The following is a 15,130-nucleotide window of genomic DNA, read 5'->3' as shown; positions in this document are numbered from 1 at the left end:
TTGACCCGTGATCAAGACGCTAAGGCCGCAGGACTACAACGAGGTGCTCCACGTCGGGCACTATTTCCGCAAGGGTGTCCCTGTCCTCATAGATCTGACGCAACTGACCGATGACGTGGCCAAGCAGTTGGTGGACTTCTGTGCTGGGCTGATCTGCGGGCGGGGCGGCGAGATGGAGCGAGTGGACCGGAAGATCTTCCTCCTCCAGCCGTCGCCCAAGCCCCGGATCGCTGCTGCGCACATCCCCGATCTGGCCCACATCGTCGATTGATCGTCCAGGGATCAGAGACAGCCGCTCAGGCCAGAAGCCCCAGGGTTTCGGGCGTCTCCCAGGCGGTCAGCTGCCGCTCAGGGTTGGTTTCTTGGTGCGCGAACTGGTTGATGAACTCGGCGAGGGCTCGCCGGTCCTGCTCGGGCAGGTCCTGCAGGAGGGCGATCACCGGCTCCAGCAGCTGCATCGAGGCCTCGGCGATGGCGTCGTCTTCGCCCCATTCGGATCATGGGGCGCGATACGGCAGCAAGCAGTTCGCGGACCTGTGCGCCGAGCTGGGCGTCGTCCAGTCGATGGGAGTGGTCGGATCCAGCGCCGACAACGCGGCGGCCGAGAGCTCCAATGCCACGCTGAAACGCGAGACACTCCAAGGCCGCACCAGCTGGCCGACCGCTCGCCATACCCGCCTTGAGGTGTTCCGCTGGGCGAGCCGATACAACAGCCGACGCCGCCACTCCGGGCTCGGGCACCGCAGCCCCCAGAACGAAATGGCCCTTCACGCAACATCAACTACGCTGGCACCAGCCGCATGAGCCGTGTCCAGTCCTCGGGTGGAAGCCTCTTCCGTCCATTCTGCGCCTGTGCCCGTAACGGGCCTCGTCGCGACGCTCGCGGAGCTCGGCCTCGGCCGTCCAGGGCGCGCACCCGGGGAGGGGCCGTGGCCGGCGCTGCCCGCCGTCCACATGATGGTCCACGGCGACGGCCGCCGTCGGCTTGATGGTCCACGGCGACGGCCGCCGCTGAGCCGGGGCTCGCGCGCACCGGGACGACGAGAGCCCACGGAGCGTTGATTTGTCGCAAGGTATGACGCACTATGTTGCTACAAAGCTTGCGACAAAGGAGCCGCCATGACCCGTGAACCTTTACCGCACGCCGACCCGCCGGCGCGTGCGGCCGATCTGCGACTGGCGAGCGCGTGGCTGGCCCAGCACGACCTGGCCGGTGCCCGCCCGACCCCGCTGCTGGCCAGCCGGCTGGCGGTCAGGAGGCGCGCCCGCCTCGCCGCTCACGTCATCCTGGCCGTGCTGATCCTTGCGAGCGCGCTCGCCGCCGCTTCCACCTTCGGCGACCCCTCGCCGTACCGCCCGCTGCCGCTGCTGGCCCTGACCGCGCTGGTGGCCGCGCTGCTGCTGGCACAGTCGCTGCTCGACTGGTGGGTGCGACGCGTCGACCGGCGGGCGGGCGCGACGCTGTCCCGAAGGGCCGCCCACCTGATCCAGCCGGGCTGGCGGGCCGTGCTCGGCCAGCCGTACGCCGTCTTCGCGGTCGCCACGTTCACCGGTGGGATGGTGCTGGTCGGGAGCGCCCTGGCCGTTCCCGACCCCACCGTGCGGCAGCTGGCCGTCGTCCTGCTGATCGGCCTGCTCGGCGTGACAGCCATCATCGCCATGCAGCTGCGCCACCTGCTCAGGCACCCGGTGGTGGCGGAGGACGAGGAGTCGCTGACCGCCGACGTCATCATGCGCGTCGAGGACGCCCGCGACCTCACCACGCCGAACGTGCAGTGGTCGCTGCCCATGGTGCTGCTGTTCGGCACCGCGCCCGGCTGGTGGAGCGCCGCTTCGGTCGCCTACCTGTTCCTGGGCCTGGTCGCGTGCGTCGCGCTCCATGCCAGGACGCCGTCGAGCGCGACGGTGGCCCGGCGGGCCATGAGCGTCCGATGATCGTCATCGACGCGGCCTCGCCGGTGCCGCCGTTCGAGCAGCTGCGGGCCCAGCTCGCCCGGCAGATCCAGGACCGCACGCTGGCCGTGGGCACTCGGCTGCCGACCATCCGCCACCTCGCGGCCGACCTCGGCCTGGCCGTCAACACGGTCGGCCGTGCCTACCGGGAGCTCGAGGAGGCGGGGCTGATCGAGACGCGCGGGCGGGCGGGCTCGTTCGTGTCGGCCGCCGGAGAGGAGGGCCGGGAGCGGGCCCGCCGGGCCGCCGCCGACTACGCGGCCGTGATCGCCAGCGTCGGCATCGACGCGGGCGAGGCGATCCGCATCGTGCAGGCGGCTCTGACGTCCGGCGCGGCAGCACCGGCCTCGTCATGACCGCGACCCGGCCGCGGGGTCACGCCGCCGGGCGCACGACGCCGGCATTGTCTCCTCCTGCACCGTCGACCGGGCCGAGAGCGCGGTGCTCAACCGGGCGCAGGCGCTGGATGAAGGGCCGGCCGGTGTCCGCCGGGACTCCGTGGGCGGGCGCGACAGCGGCTACGAGACGGCTTCCAGCGGTACGTCGTTGCCGCGCCAGGTAGCCGCCAACTCCTGAACCGGCACGTCGAGTGCCTCGCCGAGGCAGACGATCGTGCCGAATCCGGGGGACGGCAGTCGTCCGGTCTCGATCTTGCGCAGGGTTTCCGGCGAGATGCCCGCCGCGTGCGCGACTTCCGCGAGGTCGCGTCCCGCTCGCGCGTGGCGCAGCAGGGCGCCGAGACGTCTGCCGGCTTCGATCTGCTCAGGTGTGAGCGGTTGGCGGACCATGCTCCCAGGATAGGGCTGGTATTACTATACCGGCAAGTGCTAGGGTGCCGGTATAACTATACCAACACCCTGTGATGCGAGGTAGTCGTGATCGAACTGAAGACGCCTGCGGAGATCCAACGCATGCACGTGGCCGGGCGTTTCGTCGCCGAGGTGCTCTCCGAGGTCGGCCGACTCGCCGACGTGGGCGTCAACCTCCTGGACCTGGAGCGCCACGTGCGCGGCATGATCAAACGGCGCGGGGCGGAGTCGTGCTACTGGGACTACGCGCCGTCCTTCGGACGCGGCCCGTTCCGCAACGTCATCTGCCTGTCGGTCAACGACGCCGTCCTGCACGGCCTTCCCCACGACTACACGCTGCGCGACGGCGACGTGCTCAGCGCGGACCTCGCGGTCAGCGTCGACGGCTGGGTGGCCGACTCGGCGCGCACGGTCGTCGTCGGGACCGCCGCCGAGGAGGACCTGCGGCTCATCCGTGCCACCGAGGAAGCGTTGGAGGCGGCGATCGAGGTGGCACGTCCGGGCAACCGCCTGGGTGACATCTCGGCGGCCATCGCGGCGGTGGCCCACGACCACGGTTATCCGGTCAACACCGAGTTCGGCGGCCACGGCATCGGCCGCACCATGCACGAGGGGCCCCATGTTTCCAACAAGGGCCGGGCAGGGCGCGGCCTCACGCTCCGGCCGGGCCTGACCCTCGCACTCGAACCCTGGTTCGCCCGCACGACCGACCGGATCGTCTATGACGCCGACGGCTGGACCATCCGGTCGGCGGACGGCTCGCGCACGGCCCACTCCGAGCACACGGTCGCCATCACCGAGGACGCTCCCTTGGTGCTCACCCGGCGTGAACCGGAGAACCCGGCCACGCGGGCTGATTCCGCCAGTCGGCTGTCCGCGAAGGACGCTTGAGTCGCCCTGTTCCACCGATGCCGGACCGATCGAACGGTGCCGGCGCCGATTGGCTGCTGCTCAAGGGTCGTGACCTCCTGAACCAGCCGGCACGACGTGGTCACTCGCCTTGGCCGAGGTTGCCGTGCGCTTCCGCCGAAAGGTCCTGCCAGTCGGCCCAGGTCTTGAGCCGGTCGGCGTAGACCTGCTGGAGCATCGGGTAGAAGCCCAGGCCGAACAGCACCCGCAGGGGCGGGTTGTCGGCGTCGACGATCTTGAGTAGTGCCTGGGCCGCGGCCGGGTCGCCGGCGGGCTGCTTGCCCGCGAAGCCGGCCAGGCGCCGGCGGAGGCCGTCGTAGATCGGGTTGGGCTCGGCCATGTGGCCGTTGTCGAGGGGATCGGGGTTCTTGCCGGACCGGGTGGCGAAACCGCCGGGCTCGATGACGGTCACCTTGATGCCGAAGTCGGCGACCTCCTGGGCGAGGGATTCGTTCAGGGCTTCCACGGCCCACTTGGAGACGTGGTAGGCGCCGCCGAGCGGCATCGCCAGGAGGTCATTGAAGCCCGCGGTGGTGCGGGCGGTCGCGGCCACCTGGTCGCCACGCGACAGGGCGGCCTCGACGAAGTCGCGGCCGAGGCCGCGGGACGAACCGGTGACGAACCAGACCTTGCTCATGATGTCTTTCCGTTCTCTCTGCGGTGGCGGTCACGCGACGGGGTCAAGGCGATCACTCGTGAAATCGTGGTGCCGCGTGGATCGTTCGCGCAGCGTCCCGACGACCATGAGGCGCCGGCGACCCGACCTTTGTGACAGCGCGGTCATGTGACGTCCGTCACCGATCACGGGTGTCACAAAGCGGTCATGGGCGGCGTCTCGTGAATGGACCACAGTCGAGAGCGAACAGGCAGGAGCCGGCTATGAACGAGCGCAGCGGGCCAACGACGGGCACAGTCGAGCCGCCCGCCGGCGGCGGCCGGATGGCTCGCGCCACCGAGGTGTTCGTCGCCCACCGCAACCTGCTGTTCACCGTCGCCTACGAGATGCTCGGCTCGGCGGCCGACGCGGAGGACGTCCTGCAGGAGACCTGGCTGCGGTGGATGAAGGTCGACCTGAGGCAGGTGCGTGACCAGCGCGCCTACCTGGTCCGGATCACGACCCGGCGCTCACTCGACCGGCTGCGTGCCATGAGCCGCCGAAAGGAGGACTACGTCGGCTCCTGGCTGCCGGAGCCGCTGCTCACCGCGCCGGATGTGGCCGAGGACGTCGAGCTCGCCGCAAGCGTGTCGATGGCGCTCATGATCGTGCTGGAGACGCTGTCGCCGACCGAGCGCGCCGTCTTCGTGCTGCGCGAGGCCTTCGGCATCAGTCACGACGAGATCGCGGCCGCCGTCGGCAAGAGCCCCGCGGCCGTCCGTCAGATCGCACTTCGCGCCCGCCGGCACGTCGATGCCCGCCGCCCTCGCGAGGAGGTCGCCCCCCACCAGGCCCGGGCGGTGTTGGAGTCATTTCAGGCCGCACTCGAGACCAAGGACCTGCAGAGCCTCCTCGACGTGCTCGCCCCGCAGGTCGTTCTGATCAGCGACGGCGGCGGCGTCAAGCGGGCCGCGCCGCGGCCGATCACCGGAGCCGGCAAGGTGGCCCGCTTCATCGTCGGCGGCCTCGGCAAGGCCCAAGTCGCGCTCACCACTGACCACACGGTGGTCAACGGCAACCCGGCACTCATCCTCCGCGTGAACGGCGAGATCGACGGCGTCATAGCAGTCCGGGTCGAGCACGCCCGCATCACCGGCCTCTACTACGTCCGCAACCCGCAGAAGCTGACCCGCGTTGAATCCGAGACCCCACTCACGCTGACGTAATCCTTCAGCGCCGCATGATCACGATTGCGCGACCGTGGGAGCACCCCGAGCGAAGACATCTGCTCATCGTCAGAAGCGCGTACCGGTCACCCCGTAAAGCACGCAGACGCTCTCTTCGAGGAGCGGACATGGCCGATGACGGCCGTGCGATCACGCTGCCCAGGTCGGCGGCAAGCAGCACAAATCTCGGCCAGATCCATAACTAGGAGGTCATTCATGACGAAGAACGTCGCCGACGAACTCGCCGGTCTGCAGCTGCCGGTCGAGCGGGGCTGCCCCTTCGCTCCGCCCGCCGCCTACGAGCGACTGCGCGAGCAGGCGCCGATCAGCAAGGACCGCCTGACCAGCGGCGGCGAGGCATGGTGGGTGTCCGGGCACGAGGAGGCCCGTGCCGTCCTCACCGACGGCCGCTTGTCCTCCGACAAGCGCAAGGACGGCTTCCCGCTCTTCACCCTCGATGCGGCGACCCTGCAGCAGCTCCGCAGCCAGCCGCCGTTGATGCTCGGCATGGACGGCGCGGAACACTCCGCGGCCCGCCGGCCGGTGATCGGCGAGTTCACCGTGAGGAGGCTGGCCGCGCTGCGCCCGCGGATCCAGGACATCGTCGACCACTTCATCGACGACATGCTCGCCGCCGACCAGCGGCCGGTCGACCTGGTGCGGGCGCTGTCCCTGCCGGTGCCGTCCCTGGTGATCTGCGAACTGCTCGGCGTCCCCTACACCGACCACGACTTCTTCCAAAGCCGCACCACCATGTTGGTGCGCAAAACCTCGTTGGAAGACCGCCAGCGAGCCTTGGCCGAACTGCGCGCCTACCTCGACGACCTGGTCACCCGCAAGGAGTCCGAACCTGCCGACGACCTGTTCGGCCGACAGATCGCCCGGCAACGCCAGGAGGGCACCCTCGACCACGCGGGCCTGGTGAGCCTGGCCTTCCTGCTGCTGACCGCCGGACACGAGACCACGGCGAACATGATCTCGCTCGGCGTGGTCGGGTTGCTCTCCCATCCGGAGCAACTGGCCCTGGTCAAGGCCGACTCGGGCAGGACGCCCATGGCCGTGGAGGAACTGCTGCGCTACTTCACCATCGCCGACGGGGTCACCTCCCGGGTGGCCACCGAAGAGGTGGAGATCGGCGGGGTGAGCATCAAGGCCGGCGAGGGCGTCATCGTCTCGGCCCTGTCGGCCAACTGGGACCCGGCGGCGTTCAAGGATCCGGCCGAACTGGATGTCGGGCGCGGGGCCCGCCACCACCTCGCCTTCGGATTCGGCCCGCACCAGTGCCTCGGCCAGAACCTGGCCCGGATGGAGCTGCAGATCGTCTTCGACACGCTGTTGCGCCGCATCCCCACCCTGCGGCTCGCCGCACCGGTCGAGGACCTGCCGTTCAAGACCGACGCCGTCATCTACGGCGTTCACGAACTCCCGGTCACCTGGTGAGCAGGACATGATGCGGATCAAAGCGGACACCGGCCTCTGCGTCGGCTCCGGCCAGTGCGTCCTGACCGAGCCGGCCGTCTTCGACCAAGACGACGACGGCATCGTGGCGCTGCTGACCGATCACCCCGACGGCCAGAGCGCCGCGCAGGCGCGCCACGCCGTCACCCTGTGCCCGTCCCGAGCCCTGTCCATCCCGCAGGAGTAGGCCATACCCGGGTGCACTACGCGTCCGTGCCTTCAGTTCGTCCGAGCTGGAGGCAACCGGGCCGCTGCCCACCGCGCGGATCAGGGACCGTAGCCGGTCGTGCCCCGCTCCGCTCGATGTTGCGCCCGGTCGCGTCGATCCGGGTCATGTCGTCGACCACCAGCCGTCCGCCCTCGGCCAGGATCTCGCGGTAGTCGACGACCGCATCGTGGGATCCGCCCACCAGGTGGTGGAGGCGCAGACGCGGGACGAAGACCCGGCGCGGGTTCGCAGCGCGGGTGCTGCGCCTGGCCGCGGTCGGCGCCGGGTCACCACTGGGAGATGAGCGGCGTGTCCGGTTCGTGCTGCCGCCAGGCTTGGGTGAGGCGGACGAGGCGGGTGGCGGCGGCGATGCCGCGCACGGTTGCGATCTTGCCGTCGGTGATGTCGAACGTCACGGCGCCGACGACCTGGTCGCCGAGCACGAAGAGGATGGCGGGGGCGCCGTTGACGAGCGCGTAGTGGATGGCGGGCGTGCCGCCGGCCAGTCGCCGTTTCGCGGGCGTGGGTTTGAAGCCGGCCCGTGCGACGGCGGCGATGCGCTGCGGAGTGTCGAACCGCAGCAGCGTCTCGGTCAGGCCGGCGCCGTCGGAGATCGCGGTCGCGTCGTCGGTGAGCAGCGCCGCCAGCCGTTCGGTGCGGCCCGAGGAGGCGGCGGCGAGGAATTCCTCGACGATCCTGCGGGCGGATGCCAGATCGACTTCGCCGCCGCGGCGGCGCGCGGCGGTGATGCGGCGCCGGGCCCGGTGGAGGTGCTGCTGGCTTGCGGACTCGGTGATGTCGAGGATCTCGGCGATCTCGGCGTGGCTGTAGGAGAACGCTTCGCGCAGGAGATAGACGGCCCGCTCGACGGGTGACAGGCGCTCCATGAGGGTCAGCATGGCCAGGGAGACCGATTCGCGTTGCTCGAACGTGTCGGCCGGGCCGAGCATCGGGTCGCCGTCGAGGAGCGGTTCGGGCAGCCAGGCGCCGACGGTGCGTTCGCGGCGGGCTTGTGCCGAGCGGAGCCGGTCGAGGCACAGGTTGGTGACGACCTTGGTCAGCCATGCTTCCGGCACCTTGATCCGCTGCCGGTCGGCGGCCTGCCAGTGCAGGAACGCATCCTGCACGGCGTCTTCGGCGTCGGCGGCGGAGCCCAGCAGCCGGTACGCCAGCGAGGCCAGCCGGTTCCGGCTGGCCTCGAACCGACTGGTGTCGAAGCGGTCAGTGGCGGTGCTGTCCACGCGGACCACCCTAGGCGGCTACGCGAGCGCCTTCTCAGCGGACCTGTCCGGCGCGGCGGCCAGGCGGCGCCTGCGCTTGGGCAGGCCGAAGGTCGGGTGCGAGATGCCCCACAGCGAGATCTTGAGGATGCCCGTCTTGATCCGCGCGGCCTTCCGGCCGCCCACATACGTCGGCTTCGCCTGCGCTTCGTCGTCGACCATCTGCAGGATCCCGTCCCGCCGCCCGAGGCTGATGTGGTTGCCCGGGTAGACCAGCTTGGTGTTGGCAATCTCGCGGCCGGTCAGGCGTCCCACGATCGCGTCCGTGGCCTGCCGGCCGGTGTAGCCGGCCGTAGCGCAGGACATCGGCAGCGGCCGGCCGTTGTCGCCGATGGCGTAGGCGCTGTCGCCGGCGGCGTAGACGTTCGGGTGCGAGACCGACCGCATGGTGCGATCGACGACGATCCGACCGTTCTCGGTGACCTCCAGCCCGCCGGCGGCGGCGATGGGGCTGACCGCGAACCCGACCGTCCACACGGTCGCGTCGGACGCCAGGGCGGTGCCGTCGGCGCACAGCACCCGCGTCGCTTCGACGGCTTCGACGCTGGTGTGCTCCAGGACGGTGATGCCCAGCCGGCCGCAGGCCTGGCGCAGGTGGCTGCGGGCTCCGGCGGAGAGCCGGGCGCCCAGCTCGCCGCGGGCGACCAGCGCCACCGACAGGCCGGGCCGGGATTCGGCGATCTCGGTGGCGGTCTCGATGCCGGTCAACCCGTCGCCGACGACCAGCACGCTCCCGCCTTCGCCCCGCCTGCCCAGGCTGTCCAGGCGCTCGCGCAGGCGCAGCGCCGAGGGCCGGCCGGTGACGTCGAAGGCGTGCTCGGCCACGCCGGGGAAGCCGCGGTCGGCGACGTGGCTGCCGAGCGCGTAGAAAAGCGTGTCGTAGGCGAGCTCGCCGCCGCCGCCGCCGGCGCCGGCCACGGCGACGACCTGGCGCTCGGGGTCGACGGCGGTGACACGGGCCAGGCGCAGCCGTATCCCCGTGCCCGCGAAGACGTCGGCGAGCTTGCGAGCCTCGATCTCCTGCCCGGCCGCGAGCTGGTGCAGCCGCAGCCGCTCGACGAAGTCCGGCTCAGCGTTGACCACGGTGATCTCGGTGTCCGCCGGCGACAGCCGGCGGGCCAGGTTCCCGGCCACGTAGGCCCCGGCATAGCCGGCGCCGAGGACGACGATGCGGTGCTTCATGCGTTGCTCCTGTCGGTTCGCTTGCTCCCGGTGACTTGAGCGGGACGGCGCCCCGATTGCTGACAGGAACTGTCTGTGGCATGGGTCACAGAGCGGCAGGAGCGCCGCCCGACGATGCTCGCGACGCCGAGGCAGCGCAGACGCAGGCCGAGCCGCCAACCTGGCCGTGCTGAAGAACGGCAGCGCCGTCCGCTTCGCCACCTCGCCGCACTCTGGATCTCCCGGCAAGGCCGAGCATCCGGCTATTCGCGGGGCAGCGTGCGGGCGAAGTGGGCCGCTGCGGCGTCCACTGCCGTCGTGACCTGCGGTTCCTGGTCATAGAAGGCGAACTGGTCGCCGTCGGTCCAGACGAACTCCTTGGGCCCGGCCAGCGCGGCGTGGAAGCGCCGCGCCCCGTCCGGGATGGCGGCGTCCTCGCTGTGGACGAGCAGGACGGGCTGGGTGAGGCGGGAGGCAAGGGAGATCGAGTCGTAGCCGAGCCAGTCCCGCCATGCCATCACCGCGAAGCGGTTGGGCCACTGCGGCAGGCCGCCGCGGTCGGGGTTGAGGTAGAAGTCGATGTCGAACGGCATGGCCGCGCGAGGGTCGGAGCCGCTGACGACCGGCACGTACTCGACCTCGCCGGTCGCCTCGTACTTCGCGCGTGCCCGTGCGGCCTCGGCCAGCTTGCCCGCGACGCCCTCCTCACCGCCGTACACCTCCCGGCAGATCTCGGGGTCGTGCAGCCAAGGCGCGACGAGCGCCAGCGACCGGATGCGCGGATCGTCGACGGCGTTCCCGCTCATGTACATCGCGGCCGCGCAGACGCCGAGGGCGCCGAGACGGGCGGCGTTCACCGCAGGATGTTCGGCGAGGAAGGTGACCGCGTGGTTGATGTCGCGGACCTTCCGTTCCGGCACCTCGTAGTCGCGAGGCTCGCCCTCGGATTCGCCATAGCCGGTGAAGTCGAAGGACAGGGCGGCGAACCCGCGGTCGGCGAGCCGTTCGGCGTACCGGTCGGCCATCAGCTCCTTGACGCTCGTCCAGGTGCCCGCCACCACGATGCCCGGCGCCGGGCCGGCGCCGCCGGGCAGAAACAGGTTCCCGGTCAGCGCCACGTCGCCGGCGGAGAACTTCACCTTCTGCACAGTGGTCATGAACGTCTGCTCCTTCGATCAGTTCGCATAGGTCAGTTCGGCTCTGGTGATGGACGAGCCGTCGACGGTGAAGGCGTAGTAGGCATCGAAGCCTCCCTGGCCGCCGGGGGCGAAGCGCACCAGGAGGCGCTGGTGACCGGGCCGGTTCTCGGCGACCTCGATGACGGTCAGGCTGCCGCCGATGACCTCGGCCCTGGCCCAGTCGCGGATCGCGGCGCGACCCTTGAAACGCCGCCCGACGTCAATGAGCTCCGCGTCGGCGGCGAACGCTCCCGCCAGCGCGTCGAGGTTGCGGTCGTTGACCGCGGTGACGTAGGCGCTCACCGGCGCGAGCAGCCCGTCCGCCCCTTCCTGGGGGGTGTCCGCGCAGGCGGCGGGCGTCTTCGCGGGGTCCTCGGCGGACAGCTCCCGCGCGACGGCCTTGATGTTCTCCTGCACGATGGTCGGAAGGTCCGCGACCGGCGGATGGCCGGGGTAGGCGCGGTCCAGCTCGGCGATGATCGACTTCTGCTCGCCGGGGGCGACCGTCCCGCCCTCGGGCGAGTCAGGGGCGACGGCCGGCCGGACCAGCCCGCGGAACACCTGCAGATACCGGCGCTGCACGTCGATCAATGCGCGGGCCGGGCCTGCGGCACCGTGCCCCGGGTACATCGTCCTGGCCCCGGAGAAGCGCCCACCGAGCTGATCGAGGATCTGGAGCCAGCCACAGCTGGTGCCCTCGATCAGCGCGGGCGTGACCTTACCGGTCGCCAGGTCACCGGAGAAGAGGTCGCCGGTGTCGGGACGGTAGTAGACGTTCGCGGTGTCGGACTCGCCGTGGGCGAACGTGGCGGTCTCGAAGCGGAGACCGCCGGCCTGCAACGGTGCGCCGTCCTCGAAGGTCCGGTCGGCGTAGGTGATCTTGGCGGGGAAGCCCGCGTTCGCCGAACGGGCCAGCGGGTAGAAGCCCCGGCTGTCCTCCCGCATCGTCTTGTCGGTCGCCTTGGACGCGTAGATGGGCGCTTGGGGGAACGCCTCGTGGAAGGCGCCCGCCCCGCCCACATGGTCGGGATGGGAGTGGGTGAGCAGGATGGCGGCGACCGGCTCGCCGGTCTTCTTGATCTCCTCCACCGCCTTCCTGGCATCGGTCGGCGTGCGTAGGGTGTCGATGATGACCAGGCCCTCCGGTGCCTGGACCCAGTAGGTGTTGACCGAACCCGGGTTGGACGAGGCGAAGCGTCCCGGCTCCACCTTTCGCGCGGGCTGCGCCACGGGCCTGTCGTCGTTCGAACAGCCCGCCACCGACGCGATCGCGCATGCGGCGGCGGAGCTTGCGGCGAGAAGGCGCCGCAATCTCTGGTTCATCTGGAGCTTTCGTGAAGTCGGGATGCGAAGGGGTTCAGCGGAAGTCGTCCGCGTGGGCCTGTGTCCACTGCTCGAAGGTGCGGGGCTCGCGGCCGGTGACCTCGCGGACGGTCGGGCGGACGATCGACTCGTCGAGCGAGCCGTTCACGTAGAAGTCGAAGAACGCGTCCACGTACTCGACGGGCATGGTGGCGAGCAGATCGGTGCGCGCCTCCTCGTTCGTCAGGCCCACGAACTCCAGATCGCGGCCGAGGGCCCTGGCCAGCACGGCGACCTGGTCGGCGGGCCGCATCGCGACCGGACCGGTCGGCCGGAGGATCTCGCCCCGGTACTCGTCCGACAGCAGCGCGCGGGCGGCGACGGCCCCGATGTCGTGCGGGTCGACGCTCGCCGCGCGGACGTCAGGGAACGGGACCCGCACCCGATCGCCGGACCGGAGCTGCGGCAGCCAGCGCAGGGCATTGGACATGAACGCGCTCGGCCGCAGGAACGTCCACGGCAGCCCGGACTCCCGCACGGCGGCCTCGGACGCGGCCATGAAACGGGTCACCGCGTTGGTCATGTCGCCGCTCCCGGCCGAGCCGCCGGACAGCAGCACGACCTGTTCCACTCCCGCACGCCGGGCCTCGGCCACCAGGCCCGGCATGTCCTCGTACCCGGGGAGCAGGAACACCGCGCGGGCCCCGCGCAGCGCTCCGGTCATGCTCTCCGGCCGGTTGAGATCGCCCGTCACCGCCTCGACGCCGTCCGGCAGCGGCACGGTGTCCGGCTTCCGCACCAGCGCCCGGACGGGTTCACCGGCTGCGGCCAGGGCCCGGACCACTTCGGAGCCGACGTTGCCTGTCGCGCCCGTCACCAAGATCATTTCATTGTCCTTATCAGGGTGTTCACCAGGGGAGGGGACGGCCGTCGCGGAAGAACCCGCCGGTCGGGCCGTTGTCGGGCAGCGTGGCCGCCCAGACGACGCCGGCCGCGCCCTCGGAGACGGGACGGCCGCCCGGTCCTCCCATGTCCGTCGCGACCCAGCCAGGGCAGATCGCGTTCACGAGGACGCCGTCACCGCGAAGCTCCGCCGCCAGCATGCGGGTCAGGGCGTTGAGGGCCACTTTGGTGGTGCCGTACGCCGGGGTGCCGCCGCCCATGTTGGTCAGCGAGGCTGCCTCGCTTGACACGTTGACGATCCGGGGATGCGCGCTCTCGCGCAGGAGCGGCAGCAGCTCCTGGATCAGCCGCCAGGGACCGTACAGGTTCGTCTCGGCGGCCTCGCGGACGACGTCCAGGTCGGCGGACGCGCCGCCCTGCCAGGTGTCGTAGGTGATGGCGGCATTGTTGACCAGAACGTCCAGCCGCCCGTACCGCTCGGCGACGGCGGCCGCCGCCCCCGCGATGTCCTCCTCGGAGGTGACGTCGAGCCGTAGCGGGACGACGTCACCTCCGAGTTCCTTGGCCGCGGTCTCGGCCGCCTCCGGCGATCGGGCGGTGAGGAGGACGGTGTGGCCGAGTGCCGCCAGCTGGTGGCAGACCTCCCGGCCGATCCCCCGGTTGCCGCCGGTCACGAGGGCGATCATCCGTTCCCCGCCGCCAGGGACATGAGGTTCCGGTTGCCGTCGGCCCAGGTGGCGGTCATCACCACAGCGCCGATCTTCCACACGCCGTCCGACCGGACCAGGTCGAAGCGGTAGGTGCCGCCCAGCGTCCACAGCGACGAGCCGAACGGATCGGTGAGGCGGTGCGTGGCCTGGAACGACGCCGTGCAGAGCGCGGTGTCGCCGTCGACGGTCACCAGGTGGTTCGTGATCAGGTGCTGCGTGGCGTCGAACGCGCCGAGCAGGCCCGTCCATGCCTCGACGATCTGCGCCGGCTTCAGCACGGCAGGCTCGCCGCCGTTCAGGCTGGTGTAGTCCAGCGTCACCGAGTCCGCGAACACCTCGCCCAGGCGGTCCCACTCGCGCTGGTCGGCGTGCCATGCCATGCGGGTACAGGTCTCGATGATCGCCAGGCGATCCTCCGTGGTACTCATGCCGCAATCGTGGCGTTGACCTTTCCCGCACGTCCAATATCTGCTGTAATAGCCGACGGTTATGGATGCTCATCTGCGTGACATGAGGTATTTCGTGGCCGTGGCGGAGGAGCTCAGCTTCACCCGCGCGGCCGAGCGCCTGTTCATCTCGCAGCCGGCGCTCAGCAAGCAGATACGCCAGCTCGAAGAGCTGATGCGGGTGAGGCTGTTCGACCGTGACCGGCGCACGGTGCGGCTCACCGCACCGGGCGAGGCGCTGCTGCCGGCCGCCCGCGAACTGCTCCGGCAGTGGGACGAGGCCCAGCGGGCCGTCGGCGACGCCGCGGCCGCCGAAGCCTCACGGCTGACCGTGGGCATGTCGACCAGTGTCGGACGCGGCCTCCTGGGAACGCTGCGGGAACGGTTCACCGCCCGCCGTCCAGGCTGCGACCTGCGGCTGCGCCAGGTCAACTGGACCGACCCCACGGCGGGCCTGGCCGAGGGCGAGGTCGACGTGGCGTTCGTCTGGCTGCCGTTCCCCGGTCAGGACGATCTCAACGTCCGGGTCGTGGCCCGAGAGCCGCGCTGGGTCGCGTTCCGGGACGACCACTGGCTCGCCGAACGGGACGAGGTCGACTTCGCCGAGCTCCTGGACGAAGAGTTCCTGGCGCTCCCCGAAAGCGCCGGCCCGCTCCGCGACCACTGGCTCGCGACCGACGAGCGCGGCGGGCGGCCACCGGTCGTCTGCACGACCGTGACGAACGCCGAGGAGACCTTCGCGGCGCTTGAGAGCGGCGACACCATCGTCCTGCTCGCCGCCGGCAACGCCGAGATCTACCGGCGGCCGGGGATCATGACCATCCCGGTCACGGGTCTGTCCCCGAGCGCGCTCGCCCTCGCGTGGCGGCCCGGCGATCACCGCAGCACCATCCGCGACCTGGTCGAGGCCCTGTCGCCCGACCCGCAGCGCCTCCAGACGTGATCCCCGTACGCTCCTGGTAGGCGTGGTGGTCCTGACACGGGTGCCGCCC

General features: G+C 70.8%; 18 protein-coding genes and 1 pseudogene. 9 read left to right on the top strand and 10 right to left on the bottom strand.

Going from position 1 to position 15,130, the window contains the following annotated elements:
- Window positions 1-7: 7 nt before the first annotated feature.
- Window positions 8-271 (top strand): cell division protein SepF, encoded by a 264-nt coding sequence (locus ABZX22_RS35745; protein ID WP_354918301.1) that lies wholly within the window; start codon window positions 8-10, stop codon window positions 269-271.
- Window positions 272-296: 25 nt separating this feature from the next.
- Here the strand turns inward: ABZX22_RS35745 and ABZX22_RS35740 are convergent, their stop codons facing one another.
- Window positions 297-458, bottom strand: coding sequence for a hypothetical protein (locus ABZX22_RS35740; RefSeq protein WP_354918298.1), 162 nt, complete (start codon window positions 456-458; stop codon window positions 297-299).
- A gap of 31 nt (window positions 459-489) precedes the next feature.
- Between ABZX22_RS35740 and ABZX22_RS35735 the strand changes: the two are divergent.
- The 3 genes and pseudogenes from ABZX22_RS35735 to ABZX22_RS35725 form a co-directional block, all read left to right on the top strand.
- Window positions 490-804, top strand: a pseudogene (locus tag ABZX22_RS35735) (integrase core domain-containing protein); the annotation flags it as partial.
- Between the two features lie 315 nt (window positions 805-1,119).
- Window positions 1,120-1,935 carry a hypothetical protein gene (locus ABZX22_RS35730; RefSeq protein WP_354918295.1) on the top strand — a complete coding sequence of 272 codons (816 nt, stop codon included), beginning with the start codon at window positions 1,120-1,122 and terminating at the stop codon, window positions 1,933-1,935.
- Window positions 1,932-2,309: a GntR family transcriptional regulator gene (locus ABZX22_RS35725; protein WP_142618342.1), complete on the top strand. Its 378-nt coding sequence runs from the start codon at window positions 1,932-1,934 to the stop codon at window positions 2,307-2,309. Before ABZX22_RS35730 ends, ABZX22_RS35725 begins: the two co-directional genes overlap by 4 nt.
- Before the next feature lie 162 nt (window positions 2,310-2,471).
- Here the strand turns inward: ABZX22_RS35725 and ABZX22_RS35720 are convergent, their stop codons facing one another.
- On the bottom strand, window positions 2,472-2,741 hold the full coding sequence (locus ABZX22_RS35720) for a helix-turn-helix transcriptional regulator (RefSeq protein ID WP_354918292.1): 270 nt from the start codon (window positions 2,739-2,741) through the stop codon (window positions 2,472-2,474).
- Between the two features lie 87 nt (window positions 2,742-2,828).
- Here ABZX22_RS35720 and map point away from each other — a divergent pair, with 87 nt between their 5' ends.
- Window positions 2,829-3,653 (top strand): type I methionyl aminopeptidase, encoded by an 825-nt coding sequence (gene map, locus ABZX22_RS35715; protein ID WP_354918289.1) that lies wholly within the window; start codon window positions 2,829-2,831, stop codon window positions 3,651-3,653.
- A gap of 100 nt (window positions 3,654-3,753) precedes the next feature.
- On the opposite strand, the gene ABZX22_RS35710 is transcribed toward map, so the two are convergent.
- Window positions 3,754-4,308: an SDR family NAD(P)-dependent oxidoreductase gene (locus ABZX22_RS35710; protein WP_354918286.1), complete on the bottom strand. Its 555-nt coding sequence runs from the start codon at window positions 4,306-4,308 to the stop codon at window positions 3,754-3,756.
- A 242-nt stretch (window positions 4,309-4,550) separates the two neighbouring features.
- On the opposite strand from ABZX22_RS35710, the gene ABZX22_RS35705 reads away from it, so the two are divergent.
- The 3 genes from ABZX22_RS35705 (at window position 4,551) to ABZX22_RS35695 (ending at window position 7,137) form a co-directional block, all read left to right on the top strand.
- The gene (locus tag ABZX22_RS35705) at window positions 4,551-5,492 is read left to right on the top strand and encodes an RNA polymerase sigma-70 factor (protein ID WP_354918283.1); all 942 of its coding nucleotides are present in this window, start codon (window positions 4,551-4,553) and stop codon (window positions 5,490-5,492) included.
- Window positions 5,493-5,708: 216 nt separating this feature from the next.
- Entirely contained in the window at window positions 5,709-6,932 is a 1,224-nt protein-coding gene (locus tag ABZX22_RS35700; protein ID WP_354918280.1) for a cytochrome P450, read from the top strand.
- 7 nt (window positions 6,933-6,939) lie between these two features.
- Window positions 6,940-7,137, top strand: a complete 198-nt coding sequence (locus ABZX22_RS35695; RefSeq protein ID WP_354918277.1) for a (4Fe-4S)-binding protein — start codon at window positions 6,940-6,942, stop codon at window positions 7,135-7,137.
- Window positions 7,138-7,445: 308 nt separating this feature from the next.
- Here ABZX22_RS35695 and ABZX22_RS35690 read toward each other — a convergent pair whose 3' ends face one another.
- From ABZX22_RS35690 to ABZX22_RS35660, 7 genes are all read right to left on the bottom strand, one after another.
- Window positions 7,446-8,399 (bottom strand): sigma-70 family RNA polymerase sigma factor, encoded by a 954-nt coding sequence (locus ABZX22_RS35690; RefSeq protein WP_354918274.1) that lies wholly within the window; start codon window positions 8,397-8,399, stop codon window positions 7,446-7,448.
- Window positions 8,400-8,417: 18 nt separating this feature from the next.
- Window positions 8,418-9,620: an FAD-dependent oxidoreductase gene (locus ABZX22_RS35685; protein WP_354918271.1), complete on the bottom strand. Its 1,203-nt coding sequence runs from the start codon at window positions 9,618-9,620 to the stop codon at window positions 8,418-8,420.
- 242 nt (window positions 9,621-9,862) lie between these two features.
- Window positions 9,863-10,756: an alpha/beta fold hydrolase gene (locus ABZX22_RS35680; protein ID WP_354918268.1), complete on the bottom strand. Its 894-nt coding sequence runs from the start codon at window positions 10,754-10,756 to the stop codon at window positions 9,863-9,865.
- An 18-nt stretch (window positions 10,757-10,774) separates the two neighbouring features.
- Window positions 10,775-12,007 carry an MBL fold metallo-hydrolase gene (locus tag ABZX22_RS35675; RefSeq protein WP_354918264.1) on the bottom strand — a complete coding sequence of 411 codons (1,233 nt, stop codon included), beginning with the start codon at window positions 12,005-12,007 and terminating at the stop codon, window positions 10,775-10,777.
- Between the two features lie 127 nt (window positions 12,008-12,134).
- Window positions 12,135-12,965 (bottom strand): NAD(P)H-binding protein, encoded by an 831-nt coding sequence (locus ABZX22_RS35670; RefSeq protein ID WP_354918261.1) that lies wholly within the window; start codon window positions 12,963-12,965, stop codon window positions 12,135-12,137.
- Between the two features lie 22 nt (window positions 12,966-12,987).
- Entirely contained in the window at window positions 12,988-13,668 is a 681-nt protein-coding gene (locus ABZX22_RS35665) for an SDR family oxidoreductase (protein WP_354918258.1), read from the bottom strand.
- Window positions 13,665-14,120, bottom strand: coding sequence for a nuclear transport factor 2 family protein (locus ABZX22_RS35660; RefSeq protein WP_354918255.1), 456 nt, complete (start codon window positions 14,118-14,120; stop codon window positions 13,665-13,667). The genes ABZX22_RS35665 and ABZX22_RS35660 overlap by 4 nt, the downstream gene beginning before the upstream one ends.
- An 82-nt stretch (window positions 14,121-14,202) precedes the next feature.
- Here ABZX22_RS35660 and ABZX22_RS35655 point away from each other — a divergent pair, with 82 nt between their 5' ends.
- Complete coding sequence (locus tag ABZX22_RS35655) at window positions 14,203-15,081, top strand: LysR family transcriptional regulator (protein WP_354918252.1); 879 nt, start codon at window positions 14,203-14,205, stop codon at window positions 15,079-15,081.
- The last annotated feature ends 49 nt before the right edge of the window (window positions 15,082-15,130 follow it).

Origin of the sequence: Nonomuraea sp. NPDC003804, from assembly GCF_040610675.1 — a bacterium.
GTDB lineage: Bacteria > Actinomycetota > Actinomycetes > Streptosporangiales > Streptosporangiaceae > Nonomuraea.
The sequence above is the reverse complement of the archived record's forward strand: the minus strand, read 5'-3'. Positions and strand labels throughout refer to the sequence as shown.